The 24,518-nt window shown below is 48.6% G+C and carries 17 protein-coding genes; 9 read left to right on the top strand and 8 right to left on the bottom strand.

Going from position 1 to position 24,518, the window contains the following annotated elements:
• Positions 1-40 precede the first annotated feature (40 nt).
• From RIF36_RS02300 to RIF36_RS02290, 3 genes are all read left to right on the top strand, one after another.
• On the top strand, positions 41-283 hold the full coding sequence (locus RIF36_RS02300; RefSeq protein WP_350126760.1) for a MoaD/ThiS family protein: 243 nt from the start codon (positions 41-43) through the stop codon (positions 281-283).
• A 290-nt stretch (positions 284-573) separates the two neighbouring features.
• The gene (locus tag RIF36_RS02295; protein ID WP_350126763.1) at positions 574-984 is read left to right on the top strand and encodes a molybdenum cofactor biosynthesis protein MoaE; all 411 of its coding nucleotides are present in this window, start codon (positions 574-576) and stop codon (positions 982-984) included.
• Between the two features lie 250 nt (positions 985-1,234).
• On the top strand, positions 1,235-1,375 hold the full coding sequence (locus RIF36_RS02290) for a hypothetical protein (RefSeq protein ID WP_350076712.1): 141 nt from the start codon (positions 1,235-1,237) through the stop codon (positions 1,373-1,375).
• Between the two features lie 69 nt (positions 1,376-1,444).
• On the opposite strand, the gene RIF36_RS02285 is transcribed toward RIF36_RS02290, so the two are convergent.
• The 4 genes from RIF36_RS02285 to RIF36_RS02270 all read right to left on the bottom strand — a co-directional run bounded on the left by RIF36_RS02285 (position 1,445) and on the right by RIF36_RS02270 (position 4,338).
• On the bottom strand, positions 1,445-1,936 hold the full coding sequence (locus RIF36_RS02285; protein ID WP_350076710.1) for a PIN domain-containing protein: 492 nt from the start codon (positions 1,934-1,936) through the stop codon (positions 1,445-1,447).
• Between the two features lie 3 nt (positions 1,937-1,939).
• A complete protein-coding gene (locus RIF36_RS02280; RefSeq protein WP_151998414.1) occupies positions 1,940-2,206 on the bottom strand; it encodes a UPF0175 family protein in 267 nt (88 codons plus the stop codon).
• Positions 2,207-2,412: 206 nt separating this feature from the next.
• Positions 2,413-3,666 carry a DUF819 family protein gene (locus tag RIF36_RS02275; RefSeq protein ID WP_350126766.1) on the bottom strand — a complete coding sequence of 418 codons (1,254 nt, stop codon included), beginning with the start codon at positions 3,664-3,666 and terminating at the stop codon, positions 2,413-2,415.
• A gap of 33 nt (positions 3,667-3,699) precedes the next feature.
• Positions 3,700-4,338, bottom strand: a complete 639-nt coding sequence (locus RIF36_RS02270; RefSeq protein ID WP_350126769.1) for an NUDIX hydrolase — start codon at positions 4,336-4,338, stop codon at positions 3,700-3,702.
• 76 nt (positions 4,339-4,414) lie between these two features.
• Here RIF36_RS02270 and RIF36_RS02265 point away from each other — a divergent pair, with 76 nt between their 5' ends.
• On the top strand, positions 4,415-5,125 hold the full coding sequence (locus RIF36_RS02265; protein ID WP_350126772.1) for a DUF8737 domain-containing protein: 711 nt from the start codon (positions 4,415-4,417) through the stop codon (positions 5,123-5,125).
• Positions 5,126-5,132: 7 nt separating this feature from the next.
• Here RIF36_RS02265 and RIF36_RS02260 read toward each other — a convergent pair whose 3' ends face one another.
• Entirely contained in the window at positions 5,133-6,194 is a 1,062-nt protein-coding gene (locus tag RIF36_RS02260; RefSeq protein ID WP_350126775.1) for a tetratricopeptide repeat protein, read from the bottom strand.
• Positions 6,195-6,489: 295 nt separating this feature from the next.
• Here RIF36_RS02260 and ilvD point away from each other — a divergent pair, with 295 nt between their 5' ends.
• From ilvD to ilvA, 5 genes are all read left to right on the top strand, one after another.
• Positions 6,490-8,166, top strand: a complete 1,677-nt coding sequence (ilvD, locus tag RIF36_RS02255; RefSeq protein WP_350126778.1) for a dihydroxy-acid dehydratase — start codon at positions 6,490-6,492, stop codon at positions 8,164-8,166.
• 10 nt (positions 8,167-8,176) lie between these two features.
• Positions 8,177-9,910, top strand: a complete 1,734-nt coding sequence (gene ilvB, locus RIF36_RS02250; protein WP_350126781.1) for a biosynthetic-type acetolactate synthase large subunit — start codon at positions 8,177-8,179, stop codon at positions 9,908-9,910.
• Between the two features lie 12 nt (positions 9,911-9,922).
• Positions 9,923-10,507: an acetolactate synthase small subunit gene (gene ilvN / locus RIF36_RS02245; RefSeq protein WP_350076694.1), complete on the top strand. Its 585-nt coding sequence runs from the start codon at positions 9,923-9,925 to the stop codon at positions 10,505-10,507.
• Positions 10,508-10,551: 44 nt separating this feature from the next.
• The gene (gene ilvC, locus RIF36_RS02240; RefSeq protein WP_350076690.1) at positions 10,552-11,595 is read left to right on the top strand and encodes a ketol-acid reductoisomerase; all 1,044 of its coding nucleotides are present in this window, start codon (positions 10,552-10,554) and stop codon (positions 11,593-11,595) included.
• 74 nt (positions 11,596-11,669) lie between these two features.
• Complete coding sequence (gene ilvA, locus RIF36_RS02235) at positions 11,670-12,932, top strand: threonine ammonia-lyase (protein ID WP_350126784.1); 1,263 nt, start codon at positions 11,670-11,672, stop codon at positions 12,930-12,932.
• A 67-nt stretch (positions 12,933-12,999) separates the two neighbouring features.
• Here the strand turns inward: ilvA and RIF36_RS02230 are convergent, their stop codons facing one another.
• From RIF36_RS02230 to RIF36_RS02220, 3 genes are read right to left on the bottom strand one after another with little or no spacing between them, the layout of a single operon-like run.
• Positions 13,000-15,699 (bottom strand): T9SS type A sorting domain-containing protein, encoded by a 2,700-nt coding sequence (locus tag RIF36_RS02230; protein WP_350126787.1) that lies wholly within the window; start codon positions 15,697-15,699, stop codon positions 13,000-13,002.
• Positions 15,700-15,721: 22 nt separating this feature from the next.
• On the bottom strand, positions 15,722-20,662 hold the full coding sequence (locus RIF36_RS02225) for a fibronectin type III domain-containing protein (protein ID WP_350126790.1): 4,941 nt from the start codon (positions 20,660-20,662) through the stop codon (positions 15,722-15,724).
• A 53-nt stretch (positions 20,663-20,715) separates the two neighbouring features.
• Entirely contained in the window at positions 20,716-24,198 is a 3,483-nt protein-coding gene (locus tag RIF36_RS02220; RefSeq protein WP_350126793.1) for a tail fiber domain-containing protein, read from the bottom strand.
• Positions 24,199-24,518 lie beyond the last annotated feature (320 nt).

The following is a 24,518-nucleotide window of genomic DNA, read 5'->3' as shown; positions in this document are numbered from 1 at the left end:
TTGTGTTGAGAAGAGATCACAAATTGATTTACTTTACTGTATGGAGTTAACGATTCAGGCGTTTGGCATAGCGAAGGATATACTTGGCGACAGGAAGACCATGCTGAGCATGAATGATGGAGCTACGGTAGCGGATTTGCTGGCCCTGCTCAACAAAAAGTACCCGGCGTTCCAAAAACTAACGAGCCTGGCTGTGGCGCTGAATGAAGAGTATGCAGAAAAGGAAGCAGTACTTAGCCCGGCTGATACGATAGTACTCGTGCCACCGGTAAGCGGAGGCTGAGTATTTTATGATTGGGGGATTTGTTGATTTGAAGATTTAAGAATGGCTAAATCCAAGTACTTTACTTCATCCACACACCCATTTTCTCTAAAAGAGACATTTAATGCTGTTGCTGAAACCTAACATTGGGATTGAAGCAACGCCCTCTTTGGAGGGTGGGCGAAAAATGGTGGCAGGGTGCGGGCTATTGGCCAGTGCGTTAATTTTTCGATGATTTTTGGTTACTTTTCATCCCATCCGGGAACGGCAAGGAAAAGTAACAGCCTGTCCGGCTTGAGGACAAAAAGTCTATGATCACAATAACAGAGCATACAATAGATATTCATTCCGTCATTGAGGCAGCCCAGGCAGAAGGCGCCGGTGCAGTGAACGTATTCATTGGCACGGTGCGCAACAAAACCCAGGAAAAACAGGTGCTGTCCCTCGACTTCGAGGCCTACGACCCGATGGCTGAAAAAGAAATCCAGAAGATTGTGGACCAGGCCAAAGCCAAATGGCCCGTGATCAAAGCGGTGGTAGTACATCGCAAAGGGCATTTAGAAATCGGTGAGGCAGCGGTAGTGATAGCCGTTTCAACTCCCCACCGCAAGGCCTCCTTCCAAGCCTGCGAATTCATTATTGACACCCTGAAACAAACCGTTCCCATCTGGAAAAAGGAGATTTTCGAAGGCGGCGAGGAATGGGTGAGTGCGCATCCTTAGTTAAGAAAAGTCTTATTTTCCGTTGAGTTAATGACTTTTTGGAGATATGTTTAACGAAATCAAACAGGAGTTTACCAAGCATGAAAAAGAAACACGCAGGCTTTACGATCGTATTATTTGTCTTACTTATTCGATTCTTAGGAAGCAACAGCAGCAACAAATGGGACAACTTCAAAAGAGGCCTTTTAGGTCAACCTGAGATACCAACACAATCGCTGAAGTAGTTTTCACTCTTTCTTCCACAGTTCATATGAAAATAACTAAAAGAGATATCAGGTTTTTCTTCATTGGCCTGTTTACTATATCCATCATAGAATCGATATACGACTGGGAAGGCACCAAACGAGCTGCAAAAGAAGGCTGGGAGGCTGGAATGAGCAGAGCAAGATAGCCACGATTTGTTTTAATATGTTTGGCGAGCTAGCCGTTGCAACTCCTCATCGACAATAGCTTGCTGCTGTCAACCGTCGCCAAGGGTATTTTCTCCAATTTCAGTCAGCACCGTATTCAGAAGCTTCTTTGAGAAAAACCTCCCTGAAGAAATCCATTTTTGAAAAATTGGTCGCAGTTCGACAATGCTTCCATTTAGCTTGGCCTGCATCAGTAGCCCAATGGACCCAATGCACTTTACATTCAGCGACTCAGCGATAGTCCTTGCCTTATTATCGTCGATGAGCAAAAAATCTGCTTTTAGTTCATCGTATAAAATGACAGACTCCGATTCTCCAAAATCCATCACCATTGACAGGTGATTCGTTGACTTTATTTTTATAACCCTCTTTTCAATGTCCTTTAAAACGCTGCGATCAAAGCCTGGATTGTCGTAGACCTGTAATTCCTGCCACACGGCTTCCGCAATGAAATAATCACCAAAAATGCTTTCAATTAAACCAAGCTGCCCAACATGCACAAGAGAAATGATGGCCCCGGTATCTGCCACAACTACTTTCACTGGCTACAGCTTTTTGATCGTCTCAAGATCTGCCATCACTTGCTCAATACTTGGATTCGAGACAGGCAAATTGCTTTTAGCGAGGGATTTTTCAAACTCGTAACGAGTTAAGCCCGACAATTGAATAGCTTTTCCGATGGTTAACTTTCCTTCATGAAAAAGCATGATTGCCACGGCCACCTGTAAATGGTCTTTCAACTCTTCCTCAGATTCGTTCAGAGCCAACATAATATCAGAAGGAATTTCTACAGGTATCGTTACATTTTTCATGGCCGGGGTCTTTTTATTCAAAAATACGACCTTTATTTTAATATTACTGAAGAACACGACGCCTATTGGGCTCAGAAATTCACCTCAAAATAGCTGCTAGGCCGTAACACTCACACATAGTTGGTTGGCTTCGTCGCCGTGCGTCCAGCCTTCTCTTCGCTTTGCGACTTAGCTCCTTTGCGTGCCAATAAAAATTGGACAAGAACCTAAGGCGCCACTGCCTGCATCATCAGCCCACACAAGTAAGCCCCATAAGTGCCTGCCGCATAGCCCAGCACGGCCAGCAGCACTCCCACTGGAGCCAGCGAAGGATTAAAGGCCGAGGCCACAATAGGCGCTGAAGCCGCCCCGCCCACATTGGCCTGGCTGCCCACCGCCACAAAAAAGAACGGTGCTTTGATCAGCTTAGCCACCACCAGCATGATGGTGATGTGGAACAATATCCAGACGAAGCCTACAAGAAATAGTCCCGGGTTTTCGAAAATCGCTAGCAGATTCATTTCCATCCCAATAGTGGCTACGAGAATATAAAGAAAGACGCTACCAAGCCTCGAAGCACCGGCCCCTTCCAGATCACGAGCTTTGGTGAAGGACAGCAACAAGCCCAACGTAGTAGCAATCACCACAATCCAGAAGAACCCCGAGGTGAGACTGTACTCTTCCAGCCCCGGGAAGTTCTCCCCAATCCACGGAGCGATGATGTCTGCACCGAAATGAGAAAGGCCTGTCACGCCAAATCCCACGGCCAATATCATTAGCGTGTCCGACATATTGGGCACCCGCAAAATGCTAAGGCGATAGGTCTCAATTTTCCTTTTCACCTCTTCAATAGCTGAGGTGTCTGATTTAAGAAACTTGTCGATCTTTTCAGCTCTTCCTGTGCCATACAGCAGAAAAGCCAGCCACAGGTTGCCAATCAATATATCGACAGTCACCATGGTAGAGAACATCTCTCCCCCCACCCCAAAAACTTCCCTCATAGCTGTTTGGTTAGCCCCACCGCCAATCCAGCTACCGGCTATGGCCGTCATGCCTCTCCACACTTCCTGCCCGGGTGTGCCCGTCACCACATCAGGTGCAACAACCGAGAATAGCAGAATAGCCAGTGGGCCGCCCAGCATAATACCGACCGTACCGGCAAAAAACATGATCAACGCCTTTGGCCCCAGCTTCATGATCTCTTTAAGATCAACGGACACAGTCAATAAGACCAGGCTGGCTGGCAATAGGTAACGGGAAGCCACAAAATACAACTTGCTGTGAGCACCCGATATGATGCCCATGGAATTGAGTATGGATGGAATGAAATAACAAAGGAGTACGGTAGGCACAATGGAGTAGAACTTCTGCCAGCCAGTGTGCTTGCTAGAGGCCGTACCAAACACGGCTGCCAGTATCATAATGAGTATACCGAATACGACTGCGTCGTTGGTGATAAGAGGTGCGGTGGTTTCTTCCATGGGAGCCTTTTAATCAACTCCCAATATGCCCAATTACCTAATATCCTCCAAAATTTGAAGCAACTCACCCAGCATCATGGCGGTAGCACCCCACACTACCCTGTCTTCGACGGTAAAGAACGGCGACCTGATTTTTATATTAGGGCCAACGATCATGTCCTTCACCGCAATTTCCTGCTTCATCAAGTTGCCTACGTCAGCGGATAATATTTGAGCTACTTCTTTTTCCTCTGGCACAAACCGGGGCGTTGAAAAACTGATCCCAATGACAGGCAGCACTTTGAAGTTGCTGGCGGGGATATAAAGTTCGGACATGGTGCCCAAAACCGTAATTTCACTCGGGTTGGCTCCCACTTCTTCCTCGGCCTCTCTCAGTGCGGTATGCAGCAGGTCTCTGTCGCTCTTCTCATACTTGCCACCCGGAAAGCTCACCTGACCGCTGTGCGCACCGGGGTACTCCGGTCGCTGAATCAACGGAAAGTGAATACCATCCACTCCCGGATGAAACAGGATCAGCACGGCTCCCGCCTTCGCATCCGGCCTTTCTTTGAATGCAAACCGCTCCTGGTTGATGGGGGTGGGCGACATCCGAATTTGTGCGTCGACACCCGGCAAAGGTGCCTTCAGCCTGTCCGACAACCTTGCCTTAAACTCTTCATTCAACTCCCACATACCCAAAGATAATCGATCATAGAATTTTGCTTTACAAGGAATTTGCTAAATTCGTTTGTCAACGTCAAACGATGAAATGGACCCCGACCTCCCGCTAAGGATTTATATCGTATTTTTTCTAACTACTTTTTCCCTTTTTCTGTTCCTCCTTTTCGCTATTGGGTTTAGCGGTCATTCCAAAAGAGTAAGACTCCAATGGCTCACCGGCTTTGTGATAAGCATGTGGCTGGGGGTCACAGGCTACCTGGCCTACTGCGGCTTTTTCCAGGCTTACGAGGCAGTACCTCCCAGAATGATTTTTGGCGTGCTACCTCCCTTGATCACCGTCATTGGGCTGGTGGCATTCGGCGTTTCCAGGCGTTTTCTTTTCCGGATCCCGCTGTTCACACTCACCTACCTCCACATCATCCGAATCACGGTTGAGATCGTGCTTTGGTGGCTGTACAAGCAGGGGCTGGTGCCTGAAATGATGACCTTTGAGGGTGGTAACTGGGATATTCTGTCGGGCATCACCGCTCCCTTCGTTGCTCACTTCCTCAATCCCACTGTCGGCAGACACCGGTTTGTCATTTTTATTTGGAACCTCGCAGCCTTAGGACTCCTGTTCAATGTGGTGATCAGAGGCGTGCTATCGGCACCGTACATAACGCAGGTTTTCTCTTTTGACCAGCCCAATATTGGATTGCTTCAGTTTCCCTTTATCTGGCTGCCTGTTTTCATTGTGCCTGCGGTATTGTTCAGCCACCTCATTGCCATGAATAAACTGGTGAGGAAGTTGAAGAAATAGTTATTGGTTAGCAGTTGTCAGTTATCAGGTTCAAGGCTTCGTCCGTTTGCTCGGCTGCGCTTAGCGCCTCACAGGCCTTTTCTTTTTCTCCCATCGCCAAATAAGCTTTTCCCAGCCACAAGTGTAACTCAGTCATTTTACCATCCATCGAATCAGCTCGAATCAACAACCTCAGTGCCTCCTCATAGTTACCAACTTTATAGTGGTAAATCCCCTTGTTTCTATAGGCCCACGCATTCTGCGGATCTCTCAGCAAGCTGGCGTCGATATCCTCCACGGCTTTGTTCAGGCTGTCCAACTGCAAATAGACATATCCCCTGTTGTTCAAAAAGTAAGCCTCGTTGGGCGATATGTCAATGGCTCTATTAATTAGCTCAAGTCCTTTGCTGTTGTTGCCCTTCGCCGACGCTACCATCGCCAGGGTATTCCACGCATTGCCCTCCTCCGAGTGAGAAAGGAGCCCTTGTTCCAAATCTGATTGAGCCGAATCGAACTTATTCAAATAATACCTGACCGTGCCCCTGTTAATATATGCCTCACCATTGCTGTTGTCCCTCATCAGCGATTCCGTGAAGGCGGCCTCCGCCTGCTGGTACTCTTTGAACTGAAAATGAATAACACCTTCCGAAAAATAAACCCTGGCCGAATCAGGGAAAGCCTTTCTTACGACGGTGATATCGTTGATGGCCTTGTCGTACCGGTTGGCTCCGGCATAAGCCTCAGCCCTGTTCCACACATAGGAGAGGTTTTCGGCATCGATGAGAATGGCCTGATTGAAATCGAGCAAGGCAGAAGCAGCATCTCCCCTTTTCATGTGGGCAATGCCTCTGTTATTGAACGCATCGGCATAGTCGTTGTCCAGCGTCAGCGCTTCAGTGTAAAGCCGGATGGCCTCCTTGTTATCATTCCCCTTCAGTGCCTCATTGCCCAACAGAAAGAACCTGTCTCTGTCGTTTTTCCTTCTTTCGGCACCACACGACGTGATAAAAGCGACCACGGCAATGAGAATGCTGAATTTTGATAATTTATCAAAAAAACTTCTTGAAAATGTAAATTTTATAATGTTCATTCTTTTAAGCACCTCTTTTTTTGAAATACATTGTGAAAAAAACCAAACTAACAATGGGCTAAGCCCGTTGCCGAAAAACAAAATTCTTCTTTTTTGTTGCCAGATAAAATTTTCTGCCATAGGTTTGTGCAACAAGTAACAGAAAGAAAAGATTTATGTTATCCTCGCTTATCATTAACGTCCGTGTCATTGTCGTCATCGTTGGATGCCGGTCGTGAGAATGGAGCGTTAAAACTAAGCACAAAAAGGGCCATTCTCATTACAGAGAATGGCCCTTTTTTAATTGTTTCAGCTCATGTCAAAAGAATTAAACAAACACAGCAAGACAATCACCCAGGATTCGAGTCAGCCGGGCTCTCAGGCGCAGCTTTACGCCCTTGGACTTACGGAGGAAGATCTGAAAAAAGCGCAGGTGGGTATCGTGAGCACTGGCTTTGAGGGCAACCCCTGCAACATGCACCTCAATATTCTGGCCCATCAGGTAAAGAAAAGCGTTAAAGAAGCCGACCTGGTAGGACTCATCTTCAACACGATAGGTGTGAGCGATGGGATGTCTAACGGCACCACTGGCATGAAGTATTCGCTGATCTCCAGGGATGTTATCGCAGATTCTATAGAGGTAGTTAGCCAGGCGCAGTTTTACGACGCCCTGGTGGCGGTGGTGGGCTGTGACAAAAATATGCCAGGGGCTATTATGGGCATGTCCCGACTGAACAGACCGAGTATCATGGTCTACGGAGGCTCGGTTCGCCCTGGGAAATGGAAGGGCGAAGACTTAAACATCGTCTCTGCATTTGAGGCTTATGGTCAGCGCCTGGGCGGCAACATGTCCGATGAGGACTACAAAGGCATTATCCAAAACTCTATCCCCGGCCCCGGTGCATGTGGCGGTATGTATACGGCTAACACTATGGCATCGGCTATCGAAGCAATGGGCATGAGTTTACCCTATAGTTCATCCAACCCTGCCGAGGGTAATCCAAAGGTAAGCGAGATTGAAAAAGTGGGTGCGGCTATTCGCAACCTTATGGAGAAGAATATCCTTCCGTCGGACATTATGACGAAAAAGGCATTCGAAAATGCGATTACAACCGTGATGGTGCTGGGTGGGTCTACCAACGCAGTGCTTCACCTTCTGGCCATGGCCAAAGCAGCAGACGTAGAGCTATCGCTTGACGATTTCCAAAGGATCAGCGACAAGACACCGTTCCTGGCCGACCTGAAGCCGAGCGGAAAATACCTGATGGAAGACCTTCACAAGATAGGTGGCGTGCCAGGTGTGTTGAAAATCCTCTTGAGAGAAGGTTACCTCCATGGCGACTGCATGACTGTAACCGGAAAGACGCTAGCCGAGAACCTGGAAGAAATTGCTGATCTTCAATCGGGACAGGATCTTATTTATTCTTTTGATAAGCCGATCAAAAAAACAGGCCACCTGCAGATTTTGTATGGCAACCTCGCACCCGAAGGTGCTGTGGCGAAAATCACCGGCAAAGAGGGAGAAGTGTTCGAGGGCCCTGCAAGAATCTATGAAGATGAGTTTGCCGCCATCGACGGTATTGGTAAAGAAGTTAAAAAAGGAGAAGTGATTGTTATTCGACAGTCGGGACCGAAAGGCGCACCGGGCATGCCCGAGATGCTCAAGCCGACGGGTGCCGTCATGGGTGCCGGGCTCGGAAAAGACGTGGCGCTGATCACCGACGGAAGGTTCTCAGGCGGGTCGCACGGATTCGTAGTGGGGCATATCACCCCCGAATCGCAGGAGGGCGGCCCCTTGGCTCTGATCAAAAACGGAGATATAATCCGCATTGATGCGACGAATAATTTGCTGGAAGTGAAACTTTCAGACGAAGAGCTGGCAGCGAGAAGAAAAGCTTGGGTAAAACCTGCTTACAAAGCCACGAAAGGAATATTGAAGAAATATATTAACTCAGTAAGCTCAGCCTCACAAGGCTGTGTTACAGACCTTTAATGAACGTAGTATGAACACCTCGACATTAGCGGTTGAAAAAAAGCAACCCAAAAAGACCATCAGAGTATCAGGTTCAGAAGCATTGCTTATGTGCCTGCTCGAAGAGGGCGTTGACTCCATTTTCGGATACCCCGGAGGAGCCATTATGCCGATCTACGATGCTTTGTATGGCTACCAAGACAAACTCACCCATTACCTGACCCGCCATGAGCAGGGAGCTGCCCATGCCGCCCAGGGTTATGCCAGGGTCACTGGCAGAACGGGTGTCTGTTTCGCTACTTCCGGGCCCGGAGCTACCAATCTGATTACCGGCATTGCCGATGCTCAGATTGACTCAACCCCTATGGTCTGTATCACCGGTCAGGTTCCTTCTCATTTACTGGGAACCGATGCTTTTCAGGAAACCGATGTGATCGGCATTTCTATGCCTGTAACAAAATGGAATTATCAGGTAACCAAAGCCGAGGAAATACCGGGGGCTATTGCCCGGGCATTTTATATTGCCAACACTGGCAGGCCCGGCCCTGTGTTGATCGATATTACCAAAGATGCACAGTTTGCGATGGTAGACTTCTCTTACGAAAAGTGCACCAAAATCCGCAGCTATCATCCCTATCCTGTATTGGATGAAAGCAAGGTGGAAGAAGCCGCTGAAATCATCAACAATGCGAAGAAGCCATTCTGCCTCGTAGGCCACGGCGTTCTGATTTCACACGCACAGGAAGCGCTTAGCGAATTCCTGATCAAAGGCGATATCCCGGCAGCATCAACTCTTCTGGGACTTTCGGCACTTTCTACGGATCATCCGCAGTACGTCGGGTACCTGGGCATGCATGGCAACTACGGGCCAAACATCAAAACCAATGAGTGCGATGTGCTGATTGCAATCGGCATGCGATTCGACGACCGGGTAACAGGCGACTTGAAAAAATATGCACGGCAAGCCAAAGTGATTCATATTGAAATCGATCCTTCAGAGATTGATAAAAATGTGAAGACCACTGTGGCGATCAATGCAGATGCGAAAGCAGCGATCAAATCATTGATCCCGAAGATCAAAAAGGCAGAGCACAAAAGCTGGATGGCGGAATTCAAAGAGTGCGACAAGTTGGAGCATGAAAAAGTCATCCAAAAAGATCTTTATCCAACAAGCGGCGAAGTGAAAATGGGTGAAGTAATCAGGCTTTTCAACGAAAAAACGCAAGGGAAAGCGATTTTGGTTACCGACGTTGGGCAGCACCAGATGGTCGCCACCAGGTACTATGGCTTCAACGAAACCGACAGCAACGTGACGTCGGGCGGATTGGGCACCATGGGCTTTTGTCTTCCGGCGGCTATTGGTGCCAAGCTTGGCAAACCAGACAGGCCTGTGATTGCCGTGATAGGTGACGGCGGCTTCCAGATGACCATCCAGGAACTGGGCACCATCTTCCAGTACAATATTGGTGTGAAGATCGTGGTGCTCAACAACAACTTTCTTGGTATGGTGCGCCAGTGGCAGCAGTTGTTTCACGGCAAGCGGTACTCATCTACTGAAATGGTCAACCCTAATTTTCAGTTGATCGCTGAGGGCTATGGCATTCCATGTCAAAAGGTGGTAGAAAGAGGCGATCTTTCAACTGCTATCGACAAGATGCTGAGCACTGATGGCCCCTACTTTCTGGAGGTAGTAGTGGAGCAGGAAGAAAACGTGTTCCCTATGGTTCCCTCCGGTGATTCAGTTTCAAACATTCGTTTAGAGTAAAAGAGCAGTATTATGTCACAGTCATTATATAACGAACAAAACGGGCAGGATCCTGAAAGACTCTTCACTATGTCTGTCCTGACAGAAGACAAATCGGGACTCCTGAACCATATTACCATCATATTTTCCCGCAGGAAAATCAATATCAGCAGTCTGAACGTCTCAACGACAGAGGTAGCTGGTGTAAGCCGCTTCACCATAGTGGTGCATAGCACACGGGAGCAGGCAGAGAAGGTAGTAAAACAGATCAGAAAGCTGGTGGATGTACTTGGAGCATTTCTTTACGAAGAAGACCAGGTGCATTATCAGGAGATTGCCCTGTACAAAGTTCCAACCAAGATTTTCATGGGGGGTAACAAGATTGAAAAACTTGTCAGAGACAACGGAGCACGAATACTTGTCATAGAAGAAGACTATATTGTGCTCGAAAAAACTGGCCACAAAGACGAAACCTCTGACCTTTTCAAGAAGCTGGAACCCTATGGCGTCCTGGAGTTTGTGAGGTCGGGTCGTGTGGCTATCTCGATGAGCAAAAGAAAAACCGAAACCTTTATCAAGGAATTGGAAGAAGTAAAAACCAACCTATTGTTTCAATAGCGGTCATAATGTAAATCCTAATTTTAATAAGAAAACACAAGAAAATGGCAAAGATCAACTTTGGAGGCGTAGAAGAGGAAGTAGTAACCAGAGAAGAATTTCCTTTAGAAAAAGCCAGAGAAGTCCTTAAAAACGAAACCATAGCCGTACTGGGATATGGAGTACAAGGTCCTGGACAGGCACTCAACCTGAGAGACAATGGTTTCAACGTTATCGTTGGCCAGCGCAAAGATTCGAAAACATGGGACAAAGCTGTGAAAGACGGCTGGGTACCTGGCAAAACGCTATTTGAACTGGAAGAAGCGTGTGATAAAGGAACCATCTTGCAATTCCTTCTTTCTGATGCAGGGCAAATCGCTTTATGGCCAACTGTGAAAAAGCACCTTACCAAAGGCAAAACACTTTACTTCTCTCACGGCTTCGGCATCACTTACAAAGAGCAGACTGGCATTGTGCCTAATGCTGATACTGATGTGATCCTGGTAGCTCCTAAAGGATCTGGCACCAGCTTGCGTCGTCTATTCCTTGAAGGAAAAGGCTTGAACTCAAGCTTTGCTGTACACCAAAACGCATCTGGTAAAGCAAGAGAAAACGCTATTGCCCTCGGCATTGGTGTAGGATCAGGCTACCTGTTCGAAACTGATTTCAGAAAAGAAGTGTTCTCTGACCTTACTGGCGAAAGAGGCACATTGATGGGTGCTTTAGCTGGTATTTTGGAAGCACAATACACGCTGCTTCGCAAAAAAGGACACTCACCATCAGAATCATTCAATGAGACGGTGGAAGAACTAACTGAGTCCCTTATCAAGCTGGTAGCTGAAAACGGCATGGACTGGATGTATGCAAACTGCTCAACGACTGCCCAGCGTGGTGCGCTTGACTGGAAAAACAGGTTCCGTGATGCCGTAGCTCCTGTGTTCGACGATTTGTATGAAAGCGTAGCAACTGGCAACGAGGCTCGCATCACTATCGAAGCAAACCGTCAGCCGGACTACCGTGCGAAACTTGAAGTTGAGCTGGCTGAACTTCATAATTCAGAAATGTGGCAGGCAGGCGCTCAGGTGCGCAAGCTTCGTCCGAAACAGTAAATGGTAAATGGTAATCAGTAATCAGGTGACACCGATTACTGATTACCGATTACTTGATGCATTTACCTCCCCCAATGTCCTCCACACAATCTCCCCTCGTTGCCGCAGACAAAATCCTGCAGGCCAAAATCACGCTCAAAGACGTTGTCCCCCCCACCCCGCTGCAATTCAATCAGCAGCTTTCTGAAAAATATGGCGCCAGGATTTACCTGAAGCGGGAAGACCTTAACATCGTTCGTTCTTATAAGATACGAGGGGCCTTCAACAAAATTGCTTCGCTGTCGGATCAGCAAAGAGCCAACGGTATCTTCTGTGCCAGCGCTGGTAATCATGCACAAGGTGTTGCTTATGCGTGCTTCCATCAGAAGATCCATGGCAAGATTTACATGCCCACTCCCACGACCAGTCAGAAGATCGACCGGGTGCGGATGTTCGGAAAAGAGTTCGTTGAAGTAATTTTGATCGGCGACACGTTCGACGATGCCAATTCCCAGGCCGTTAAAGACTGTGAAGCCGCTGGCGGCACGTTTGTTCCTCCTTTTGATGACGAGAAAGTGATTGAAGGCCAGGGCACAGTGGCGGTGGAAATACTGGACGAAATTTCCGAACCCATCGACTACCTGCTCGTTCCCATTGGCGGCGGCGGGCTCTCTGCCGGTGTTGGGAGCTATTTTAAAGCATTGAGCCCAAAGACAAAAATCATTGGCGTAGAGCCCCTGGGTGCCCCGGCCATGAAAAAATCGCTGGAAGCAGGTCATGTGGTTACATTGGAGCAGATCGACAAGTTTGTGGATGGCGCCGCCGTGCAAAGCGTTGGCAAGCTCAATCTGGAAATCTGCAAAGAGGTGCTCAACGAGGTAGTACTTGTGCCAGAAGGCAAGGTATGTACTTCCTTACTGGAGCTTTACAACAACGAAGGCATCATCGTCGAACCAGCGGGAGCCCTTACCACCGCAGCGCTCGATCTGGTAGCTGATCAAATAAAAGGCAAAACGGTTGTTGCTATTGTCAGCGGCGGCAACAACGATATCATCCGGATGGCAGAGATCAAAGAACGGTCAATGCTGTACGAAGGACTGAGACACTATTTCATCGTTAAGTTTCCGCAACGAGCCGGTGCCCTCAAAGAGTTTCTTGTGAATGTGTTGGGGCCGAATGATGACATCATACTTTTCGAGTACACCAAAAAGACAGCCCGTGAAAACGGCCCGGCCATGATCGGCATAGAGCTAAAAGATCGGAACGACTTCCAAAGCCTGCTCGATAGAATGAAGGCCTATAACATCAACTACCAGCTACTCAACAACAAGCCTGAGCTGTTTGGGATGCTGGTTTGACAAAGAACATTTTGCTTGCGAAACAAAAAAAAGGCCCGAATCCGGGCCTTTACGTTGTTGTGGAAATCTAGTGTTTAATGAACCTAAAGTCTTTTCGAACCTTGCTATCGAATACCCGCAAATAGTAAACGCCAGCAGGCAAGTCGGCCAACTCAATCGAATTCTCATCCACCCTCAGCTGTACTTCCTTCACCAGGCTTCCTGAGACATTTGATATTTGCACCAACTTGTCGGCATGAAACACTTCATTTAGCGATTTCAGTGAAATTCTTTCCGTTGCTGGATTTGGATAAACGATGATATTACTGAGATAAGCCTCGTTAATACCCGTTATCGTCACATTCACTTCCGCTGAGGTACTGGTACATCCACCAACATCCACCAACACCTTAAATACGCCACTGTCCTCATTGGGAAGGTTATTTCCTTCCGTAGGCAATTCCTGTCCATCTCTGAACCAGGTGTAAGTAGCGCCGGTTACCAAAGAGGTTGATAAGCTTTTTCCTTTAGAAGCGACGGTAATCACTGGCAATGCAGGGTTAACACAAATCGACTGAGTAGCAGTGGTAGCGGCGTTGTAATTGCCATTACCAGGCTGACTGGCCGAAATTGTTAGCGGACCGGCACCCAGCAGGGTTACGGTATTCCCTTCAAGGCTTGCGGCACCTTCGACAGAAAAAGTGATTGGCAGCCCACTGGACGACGAAGCCTCAAGAGTAACAGTGCCCTCTTCCAGGTTCACATCTTGCAGCGCTGTAAAGCTAATCGTTTGGCTGGCCTTTGCCACTTGTATAGTGACCGACGCATCCGCTGCGGCGTAGCCATCATTCCCCGCCTGTACTGCATCTATGATGAGCTCGCCAGCCCCCGTGATAGTCACCACATTTCCGGAAATAGTAGCAGGCCCGGTTACAGTAAGCGCTACAGCTAATCCGGCACTGGATGTGGCTGTTACTTCGAAAGCAGGGTCACCAAATGTCTTATTATCTATCGCAGCAATTGTAATCGTTTGGGATAACTTATCAATTGATCCGTCGCAGTTGTTGTCCTTGCCATCAGGCAAAGCGGGAGCGCTTGGATAAACGTCCTTATCGGCGTCGTTGCAGTCTGTGGCGTCGGCCACAAATCCCTCCGGCTTACTACATGATTTTGACGTGGTGGCCGTATCACCAAATCCATCTCCATCCGCATCTTTGTACCACACTGTATTGGGATTGACATCCGCCTTGGCATCATCGCAATCGCCAGACACCAGCACATATCCCTCTGGTTTTGTGCATTGTGTCTTTTTGTCGGCTTCCAATCCGAACCCATCACCATCTGCATCAGCGTACCACACAGTCGTCGGATTGATAGCTTCCTGGCTGTCGTCGCAGTCACCTGCTGTTAAGATGTATCCAGCTGGCTGTGCACATTGGGTTTTCGTCACACCTTCGTCTCCATAGCCATCCCCGTCGGCATCGGCATACCAAACAGTTGTTGGTTTGATAGTTTCTTTGGTATCGTCACAGTCGTCAGCATTCGCCACATACCCGGCAGGGGCAGCACATTGTGTAAGGCTAACGGCTGAATTTCCGTAGCCATCGCCATCGCTGTCCTGGTACCAAACGGTGGTTGGTTTGATGTTAGCATCAGTATCGTTACAGTCGCCACTTACCCGCACATAACCGGTGGGCTGCGTACACTGCGTTTTTGTGTCTGTATCTGTGCCATAGCCGTCACCATCGGCATCGGCATACCAAACTGTAGCCGGATTGATAGTGCCGTCGTTGTCGTCACAATCTCCGTCGCACTTCTTGTAGCCATCGCCATCCACATCCGAATCGGCTACAAGGATGTTGCTGTTTTGAGCCACCTCCTGCCCATCGTCGCAGCCATCGTCGTCGGTGTCGGCCAGGTTCGGATCTGACTCATAATCGTTCACTTCTTCTCCATCTTCGAGGCTGTCCTCATCAGTGTCCTTTACCAGTGGGTCAGTACCATAAACATTCACTTCATCACCGTCGCTGAGGCCATCATCATCGGTATCGGATAGCAAAGGATCGGTGCTATAAGTGACTAGTTCCTCATAATCATTTAATCCATCATTATCGCTATCAGAAAGCGTGGGATCAGTACCGTATGTAATGACTTCATCATAGTCACTAATTTCGTCTCCATCTGAATCGGTAAGCGTCGGGTCACTTCCATATGTATTTACTTCATCGCCATCCTCCAGACCGTCATCGTCAGAATCTATCAGTGTCGGATCGCTGCCATACACGTTCACTTCATCGCCATCCTCAAGGCCGTCATCGTCGGAGTCTTTGAGGGTAGGGTCACTGCCATAGGAATTGATTTCGTCATAATCACTGAGTCCGTCATCGTCTGAATCTGAAAGTGTCGGGTCGGTACCATAAGTGTTCACCTCCTCAAAGTCATTCAGGCCATCGTCGTCGGAATCCGATAGAGTAGGATCAGAACCGTAGGTATTTATTTCCTCGCCATCTTCCAGCCCATCATCATCTGTGTCCTTCAAAGTTGGGTCAGAGCCGTAAAGATTTACCTCATCTCCGTCATTCAACCCATCGTCATCGGTGTCGGCAAGTTCAGGATCAGTGTTGTATATATTGATCTCATCATCATCCGTCAGCCCATCCCCATCAGTGTCGGTGGTTACATAACTTTCCAGGGTAATCTCATTGCCTGCGGAAGTGGCCAAAAAGGGAGCCAGCAGCAGCAAAAAGGCAAGAGTACTCCATATCGTTGGTTTGTATATCGAACTCATCGTAGTGGTAGTTTGGGTTAGATTAGTGGGTCAGAATGATTCTCCTGCTAATTTCCAGTCCTTTGCCATTCGAAAGCTTAAAGACATAGATGCCAGAAGGTCGATCCCTCCCCTGCCAGACAAACTCAGCCTGCTCTTCTCCTTCGAGCCACCCGTCAAACAGGTGTTGTACCTCCTGCCCGGCAAGGTTAAACACTGACAAAGAGAAGTAGTCACTTTGCGGTGGTATAAGCCGGAAAAACACCTGATCAGGTGATGGGTTTGGATAAATCACCAATTCAAAGGCTGCCAGAACTTCTTCAAGTCCCATGGCTACTTCAGTATCATCTTCTTCAGCTACCCTGGCACCTGGTTCGGCAATGGTTTGGAAAGTAGACACTGACGAGAACTGGCTGCGCAACGAATTATCACCTGAGCAAATTGTACGCACTTTCCACTGGTATGTGGTCAGCGAAGTCAGTCCAGACAGGCTTATCGATGCAGTGGCTGAAGTTGCCGCCGTCCAGATAATGTCGCCCTGCTTGCGGTACAAAACTTCATAGCTCAGGGCACCACCGGCAGCCCCCCACGACAAATCGGCGGTGGTCTGCTCGGTGACGCCAACCGTTAAACCGGTTGGAACCGCACATGCCGTGGCACCAGTAGTGCTAAACTCCAATATGGAAGAATACGGGGACACCAGGCTGTTATCCGGAGCACAAAGAGTTCTCACCCTTACCTGGTATGGCATACCCGACGACAAGCCAGACAGGCTTAGCGAAGCGGTACCTGCAAGCACCTGCGTCCAAATGGTAGTACCTTTTACTCGGTAACGAACGTCATATTGATCTACGCCCGCAGCAACAGTCCAGGTAATCTCAGCGCCCGTGTCGGTGATGGCCGACGCTGCGAGGCCAGTTGGCGATTCACATGACACTGGGCCGGTGGTGGTAAAAAACTCAACACCAGAATACAACGATTTCAGTGAGCCATTGGCGGCACAAACAGAACGTACCTGGAATTGATAATTGGTGCCCGTTTGGAGCGAGCCGAGGCTGATCGCATTCGTGCCAACATTCAAGTTTGTCCAGATGGTGGAACCACTCACCCTGAACCGGACGTCATAACTCAAGGAACTAAGGTTAGCCCAGGTTATCTCTGCATCTGTATCAGCAGCACTAACGCTAAAACCGGACGGCACATCGCAACTTGGTAAGCCATCGGTGGTGAACTCTGCCGGCACAGAGTATACCGACGACAGCACAGGATTGGTGCTACAGTTTGATTTCACAGAGAACTGATAAGGCATGCCTGGCTCCAGCCCGGTGAGGTCGTAACTATTTGCACCGGCTGTAGCAAGTGTCCATAAACTGGTACCTTTTACCCGATACCTCAACCCATAGCCATTGGCTGCTTCTGCTACGGTGGCCCATGAAACTGTGGCCGAGCTCGATGTAATATTGGAAGCAGCAAGATTAACAGGAATTTCACAGCTAACAGTCCCAGAGGTTTCGAACGAAACCAATGAGCTGAACAGACTCTGAATACTTCCATCTGCCGCACAAATTGCCTTAACCTGCACCTGATAAGGCATACCTGATTCAAGGCCGGTGAGGACGTAGGAAGGACTGATAATCGGAACCATCGTCCATATGGGTGTCCCAGCGATTCGATAGCGAATTTGGTAGGATGTCGCACCGACATCGCTCCAGGTCAAGCTGGCCGACTGATCGGTTATAGCTGACACTGACAGGCTGGTCGGCACTTCACATGAAACAACTCCTGTTGTTTCAAAGAACGCTGTGGAAGCAAAAGTCGAAGCTAGTGTTCCTTCGGCATTGCAAATGGTTCTTACAGTCCACATATACGGCATTCCACTTACCAATGAACTAATATTCAACGAATTGATGGCGGTCGTTTGATAGCTCCATGTGGTAGTTCCCTCCAACCTGTAACGTACCTGGTAGCTGGAAGCGCCCCCCTGAGCGGCCCATGTCAAAGTCGCATCGGTTGTGCCTGGAGTAGCTGCCAAATCCGCTGGAGTCGTACATGCAGCCGCACCCTGAGTGGCGAAGATGTAGGTGGTCGAATAAACAGACACAAACGTACCATCAAGGGTACAAACCGATCTTGCCTGCACCTGGTAGGAAGTGCCTCCGCTAAGCCCCGTCAATTGCTTGCTGTTTGTTGGACTCTGTATATAACTCCAAACCGTCGTGCCCTGCACACGGTAACGAATGTCGTAGGCTACCGCTCCCGTGCTGGCGGTCCAGCTTAAATCAGCCGTGTTGGTGGTCACTGTAGCACTCAGCCCAACCGGAGTCACACAACTTGGCGCACCCGTGGTAGTAAACTGATTGACAGTTGTGTAGACTGAACTCAGCCCTGCACTCGAATTGCAGACAGCCTTAAGCATGTACACATAGTCAGTACCTGGTTCCAGATCAGTCAGATCAATGCTCGCCATGGCTGTTGTGGCAGTCGTCCAGATGGCGGTGCCGTTGGGCTTGTACCTGATCTCATATGACTCAGCCGATTGGTCGGTCCAGGAAACTGTAGCCGACGAAGCAGTGATGGCCGAAACCGACATGCCTGCTGGTGCCGCACAACTCACGGCGCCAGAAGTAGTAAACTCGTACACGGATGAATACAGCGTCTGAACAGCTGCACAAACTCCTCTTACCTGCACCTGATACGCCATACCAGCCTGCAGGCCGGTGAGGCTGGCGCTTGCAGAAACAAGCCCGGTAGTGGTTGTCCAGATAGTGGTTCCTTTTAGCCTATAACGAACATCATAGGTCACGGCTCCTGTATTGTTCCAGGTAATGTCCTGCTCCGTATCACTGACACTGACGTCGCTCGCTATGACAGGCACCTCACAAGCAGGTGTACCCAATGTGGTGAACGATTCCACATCCGTGTAAGCCGACGTCAGCACCTCAGACCCAGTACAGGTCATGTTCACCTGAACAAGGTACTGCACACCAGGCTCAAGAGCAGTAAGTTGAAGGGAGGTTCCCCCTTGAACTACCTCCTCCCATGTGAGCGTGCCCAATGGTTTATAACGGATTTTATAAGTGAGTGCATCTCCGGCTGGGTACTGACCTATGTTCCAGCTTAAGTCGGCACCGGTGGACGAAACATTCGAAACAGTGAACGACACAGGCGTATCACATATCTCCTGATACTTGTATTTGCCAACAAACATAGATGTGCCTCCGCCTGACTGCAAGGTGCTGAGCTGGCCAAACTCAGCAGCTCCCAAAAAGCGGCCGGTGGCGTAGAGATTGTTCTCAAAAACTGACACAGCCCGGTTGGACACCAGATTGTTAGACTTGCCTTCAATTTTGTCCACCCGAAGGACTGCTCCAGAGGCATCGTAGTGAGCAAAGAATCCAAAACCGTTGCTCACAGCTTCCAGAGACGGGGGAAATGACATTTCATCAATTCCCATAAAACCGCTAACGACGATCTGCCCGGCGCTGCCTGTTGCCATGGCCAGCACGCCGTCGTTGCCGGCTCCACCCATTGAGCGCACCCACTGCGTGGCACCGTCGGCACTACTTGCAGCCAACAGGAAACCCTCTCTTCCACCCGCACTACTGACAGGGCCAATAGTGGGAACAACCAGAGAACTGCCATCGAAAAAGCCGCCAACGTACACATTGCTGCCATTTACTGCTACTGCATAGGCGTTGTCGCTTTCGGGTGTTGATGCTTGCTTCACCCACAAAGGATCGCCAGAATTATTGAACTTAGCGTAGTAAATGTCGATTGTACCGCTGACTGACAAGCCAACACCGGCTATGCTGGGAGCGCCGCTAAAACCACCGACAACGTATATATTGCCCTGCGCATCAACAGTCAGATCATTGCCTGAAACACCTGATTCGGCAGACACAGGCCTGGTCCTCACAAAGTTTCCGTTCGGTGAGATAGTGACTATGTGTAAACCAGCGTTGAGCGCACTGCCTCCAAAGGTGCCGTTTACGCTTGAAGAGCTGTATAGCAGGTGAATGTTGCCGCTGCCATCAAAAGAATGCGAGGTGATGAGGTCGTTGAGTGAGCCTCCTAAAGACTTGGCCCATATCAACTGCCCATTGGCGTCCATTTTCAGTAGGAATCCGTCAGTGCTCCCCTGTGAATTGAAAGTGGGCCCGTTGGGAATGGTCAGCGTTCCGCTAAAATAACCACTAACATACAACACGCCATTGGCATCAACTTTTACTTCCTCCACCGATGCGCCACTAGCTGATGATAGCTGTCGGCCCCACATGATATTCCCGTCCGCATCATATTTGATCACAAAGCCGTCGCTGCCTCCCGCTATCACCCAGCTTTCCGCACCAACGTACAGGTCAGCGTCCACACGCCCTCCAACATAGGTATTGCCATTGTTGTCATTGGCAACGGTGCGACCATACGAGGGAGAACCCAGGCTACTTGCCCAGGCCCACCGGTTATCGAGCACCCCGGAAAAGGTGGCAGTGCCGTCGTAGACATAATCCGATTCTTCACTGGCTCCCACAGCTTTCAGCCTGTAAAAGTAGTAGGTGTCTGGAGTGAGGCCGGTATTAGTGTATTCAGTGCCATTGGCACCGACAGGAATGCCTACTAAGTCTGTGGAGAAATCGTCTGATGTAGACCTTTCCAGTGCATAGTGAGTTTCATTGTTAGCGTTGTCAATCCAGCTAATGTGAAGTGACGTCTCACTCAAAGGCAATACCAGAAAGTCGGATGGTGCCTGGGGAAAAGCGTCATTGGCAATGGTATGAATAAAGCCAATATTCATTTGATAATTACCACCTGAAGCACCCCCCGCCACAGACTGACCTGCCACGCCAAAGTGCTGGATGTTTGTGCCAGTTGACTTGCCACCCCCGTTCGACGTTGTGTGGCTCTTCTGCACTAGCTGCGCCTGCGCACCTTCGTAGAGAAGCCCAATACCTGCGAGCAGTAAATAATATCTTAAGTTTCGTTTCATAGTCATTCAGTTTTTAAGTCCAACTTGATTGAGTGGATTAGGTAGTTGAATGACTACTCTTGTTTCCCTATTGAAGTGCTGTTTTCATCCGAAGGTTTAGAAGGTGCCTGTAGCAGATTGACTAGCGATTTCACACTTGCCTCCAGCTCAGTAATTCGTTTTTCATTACTTGAAGCGGTCGCCAACTCCGTTTTTAGTGAAGCGTTTTCTGTTTTAAGTGTTTCGATCTGAGTATTCAGCTCTTTGATGGCTTCGATAAGCACCGCTACCATTTGAGAGTAGTTAACAGACTTCATTCCTTTGTCGTCGGTGTGTACAAACTCAGGGTAGACTTCTTCAACTTCCTGGGCAATGACACCTATTTGAGCACTCTGCGATTTGGCCTTATCAATCCAATTGTAGGAGACTCCACGAAGTTTTAAGGTGTTAGCAAGCGAGTTTTTCAAAGGCGTAATATTCTCCTTGAGTCTCCGGTCTGAAGTAAGCTGAACGCCTCCAGCATAGACAGAACCTGAGACGTGGATAGTACCCATTAAACCGTCCATCGAAATGGAATTGGTGTTGGTGTTGTCCTTCAAAAATATATAACCAGAACTTGCACTTGTTGCAATTCTAGCCTTTTCACTGCCCAAATGATCTAGAGCGAAGTAAGCCTCATCACTTTCAGTGCCTGTAAATCCTAGTTTGAACTGTGAGGTGCCATTAATACTTGTCGTAGAGCCGGTTACCTCCTCCCTTACATTTAATAGTCTCGCCTGAATACCGCCGTCTTGAGCAATATAGGCTCCATCAGTAGCAGGATTAGCTCCTTCATTAGTGGAACCAAAATAATTTCCTACCTGCACATGTATGCCAGCATTTAGGTAGTCTTTATCAACAGATAGTTCACTAATGCCAGGCACGTCCACCGCAACGCCATTGGCATCCATTCTAAAGTCTTTTCCATCGGAACTTCTGAGGTGCATTACGCCAATGTCATTACCCAACCCGTCATCCTCAAAAGAGAGCCCAACGAGTCCATTTTTCACGTTTATACTGCCATCACCACTTAGCGTAACGATGTTTTGATTATTGACGTCATTGACATTCAAGAAGCCAGCATCCCCGTTGTCACCCATTTCAATCGAGTTATTAGCCTGATTGCTACCCTGAGCCACAGCTATCATAGAAGATGACCTGACTCCCCATTGCCCATCAAGGGTAGTAAAGCTTCCATCAGCACTATTTGTTAAATTTATATGCCCTGAATAGGTAGATGCTCCATCGTCATTTACCGAGGCCTGTATGCGGGTTTGGTCATTTGCATCTCTTAGCTCCAACGCACCTTGTCCGTCGTTCCCCCATTGGCTTTGAAGAGTAGCTCTCTGTAAATTCAAATCTTTCATGGAACCGCTAATACCGTTGGCATCAATTCTTATGTCCTTACCATCTGTGCTTCGGAAGTTGACAGCGCCCAATTCATTGCCTAACCCATCGTCGGCTACCTCCATCCATACCAAGTCCTGATCCGGCGTATTACCCCGCATGCGCAAGTAAGGTCTCCCCGCCCCATTCGTGGGATCCTCCCAGGATTTGGCCCCGATTTCCACGTTGCTCACTCCATCGTTAGCCTCTAGTCGCAAAGAACCCCATTCCTGGCTCCCATCCTGATTGACCTGTAGGCCTGCTTGGCTGTAAAACCAGCCGTTTCCGTCAGGCTTATTGCCAAACAGTGATATATGCCCCAAATCGCTGTCCTGGTAGTTTTGGCCACCAATAATAACGTTGGGAGACTCTTGTCCGCTTAACTGAAGACTACCGGACCATTCTGTGGGAGCATTTCCGCCCGGATCATTTGTGAGATAGGCAGAAACGAAGCTCCTTGGACAAGTAGCACAATTGACGTCATTGTACACTGGGCCAAATAGTGAAAAGCTGCCAACTGTTTCTGACCCTGCTTTTTCTACTCCTAAGGCAACTCTGATATTGTCTTTTCCCGCTTCAGCATCGCCACGCAGGTCAAGGTAGCCCTGTAAACCTGGTTCCCAATTTTTTTCTCCGAAATTGCCATAGTCCTGGTTGATACCCGTGGCAGAAATGCTTCCCCCCTGGCCATCGACAGAAAGTGTGCCGGTCACCTTCACATCTCCTTCAAACCATCCTGCCCAATTTTCGCTTGTGGCACTTAGCGCTTTGCCGTATACGCCAATATTTCTTGTGGAATTTACAGTAGATGATAATCCGTATACCCCAATATTTTCACTTCCACCACCAGTATCTCCATTTGTCCTTCCTCTGAGGCCGATGTTCTGAACGGGGTTACTACCAGCTGAAAAATCACCACCGAAGTTGTTGCCAGGTCCGGGTGTGGAGTTGCCGGAAATACCCCGCACACCAACGCTAAAGCTAGATGGGCCGTTGGCCTCTCCACGCAAACCATAGATTACTGCCGTGGTATTTCCCTGATCAGAATTAGCCTGACCATAGACACCATAATTGAAACTTGCGGAGGTTGCCGAAACATTCGCCACCCCTCTTACGCCAGTGTTTCCACCTTCAATTGCGTTGCCAACCCCCATGACTCCATTGTATTCCGAAACGCCAGCTCCCCCGGAATCAAAAACTCCCGTGCCATTTGCCTCTCCTTTTAGGGCTACAATGTATTCTCCTGTCGAGCTGTCCTGGGTTTTGGTAAAAGTGGACGAGCCGCTTGCACCGACGTCCATCACCAGATTTCCATTGATCTTTACATCGCCATCGAACCAGCCCGCCCAGTTTTCTGTGCCTCCTTCTGCGAGTCCAACCACACCTTTGTTAATACCTGTTCCTTTGGCCCAGCCTAGCATTCCCTTATTCTCCACCCCACCTGTAATTTCACTCCAGCCAACCACGCCTATATTGTCGGCCGCTCCAGCATCACCAGTAGCTCTGCCCCAAACACCAACATTTCCATTCAGGTTGTCTTTCGCTATTGCCATAGCTCCATAATTATAAGAGCCCCATGAGCCTTGAAAGTCCGTAACAGAACCATCACCAGCGCCAAGTCCAAAGCCATAAAGGCCAACATTTATTTTTCCTGTTCCCTCACCTTGACCGTAAACGCCGTAATTGTCCCCATCAGTGCTCGCATATCCCTCTATGGCTGCCCAATTACTTGCTGGGCCGGATATTTCACCCAAAACCGCAGGTCGATCCGTACTTCCGTCCATTTCCTTCGAGAACTTCCACTCCTTAATACCAGCATAGAGGGTGATAGGAGATAAACTTGTCGCCCCGACCGTAATTTCAAGCGTTCGCTCCGCAACGTCGGAGAATAGCTCGTCGGGCAAAGCGACAATGTCGCCTAACACAAGTGAATAAAGACCATCCTGCACCTGCACATTGTTGTGTGTTTCCGTCCATAAGGATCCGCCGCCACCCGGTATGTTAAAAACGAAATCTCTGGTACCTGTCACCGGTGTTCCGTTTTCAATAAGCTGCCCCTGAAAAGGGAGCTTCTGTGAGAACACCGCAAATGAGGTTAGGGCGATTAATAATGTTGTTAGAATGGCTTTCATAAAGTGGTATGTTGGTTGCTAAAAAATCACTTCATAAAAATAAAGTCGTGTCGGAGCGATGTCAATACTCAATTTGGAGTATTTATAGATGGTAATTGAAATTGTGATGACGCTCAAAAAAATCGCTGTGGCTACATTAGAATCCAAAACACAATCAGTTCCAAAATAAAATTTCGGATTACAAACATTTGCGATACATACACATCCTTATGAGGCATAAAAAGCAAACCAGAAGAGAGAAAGAGAAAAAAATAGATACTTTATCAGTAAAGTGTGATAGCGAATAATTTATAATTATTCCAATAAATCCAGGCAACCAT

This window comes from Imperialibacter sp. (assembly GCF_040222815.1).
Classification (GTDB): Bacteria; Bacteroidota; Bacteroidia; order Cytophagales; family Cyclobacteriaceae; genus Imperialibacter.
The sequence above is the reverse complement of the archived record's forward strand: the minus strand, read 5'-3'. Positions and strand labels throughout refer to the sequence as shown.

Coding starts and splice junctions, on each gene's coding strand:
- RIF36_RS02275 (WP_350126766.1), bottom strand. CDS start 3,666: ATGGAAGAAACCACCGCACCTCTTATCACCAACGACGCAGTCGTATTC.
- ilvD (WP_350126778.1), top strand. CDS start 6,490: ATGTCAAAAGAATTAAACAAACACAGCAAGACAATCACCCAGGATTCG.
- RIF36_RS02260 (WP_350126775.1), bottom strand. CDS start 6,194: ATGAACATTATAAAATTTACATTTTCAAGAAGTTTTTTTGATAAATTA.
- RIF36_RS02265 (WP_350126772.1), top strand. CDS start 4,415: ATGGACCCCGACCTCCCGCTAAGGATTTATATCGTATTTTTTCTAACT.
- ilvB (WP_350126781.1), top strand. CDS start 8,177: ATGAACACCTCGACATTAGCGGTTGAAAAAAAGCAACCCAAAAAGACC.
- ilvA (WP_350126784.1), top strand. CDS start 11,670: ATGTCCTCCACACAATCTCCCCTCGTTGCCGCAGACAAAATCCTGCAG.
- RIF36_RS02230 (WP_350126787.1), bottom strand. CDS start 15,699: ATGAGTTCGATATACAAACCAACGATATGGAGTACTCTTGCCTTTTTG.
- ilvN (WP_350076694.1), top strand. CDS start 9,923: ATGTCACAGTCATTATATAACGAACAAAACGGGCAGGATCCTGAAAGA.
- RIF36_RS02280 (WP_151998414.1), bottom strand. CDS start 2,206: ATGAAAAATGTAACGATACCTGTAGAAATTCCTTCTGATATTATGTTG.
- RIF36_RS02220 (WP_350126793.1), bottom strand. CDS start 24,198: ATGAAAGCCATTCTAACAACATTATTAATCGCCCTAACCTCATTTGCG.
- RIF36_RS02290 (WP_350076712.1), top strand. CDS start 1,235: ATGAAAATAACTAAAAGAGATATCAGGTTTTTCTTCATTGGCCTGTTT.
- RIF36_RS02295 (WP_350126763.1), top strand. CDS start 574: ATGATCACAATAACAGAGCATACAATAGATATTCATTCCGTCATTGAG.
- RIF36_RS02225 (WP_350126790.1), bottom strand. CDS start 20,662: ATGAAACGAAACTTAAGATATTATTTACTGCTCGCAGGTATTGGGCTT.
- RIF36_RS02270 (WP_350126769.1), bottom strand. CDS start 4,338: ATGTGGGAGTTGAATGAAGAGTTTAAGGCAAGGTTGTCGGACAGGCTG.
- ilvC (WP_350076690.1), top strand. CDS start 10,552: ATGGCAAAGATCAACTTTGGAGGCGTAGAAGAGGAAGTAGTAACCAGA.
- RIF36_RS02300 (WP_350126760.1), top strand. CDS start 41: ATGGAGTTAACGATTCAGGCGTTTGGCATAGCGAAGGATATACTTGGC.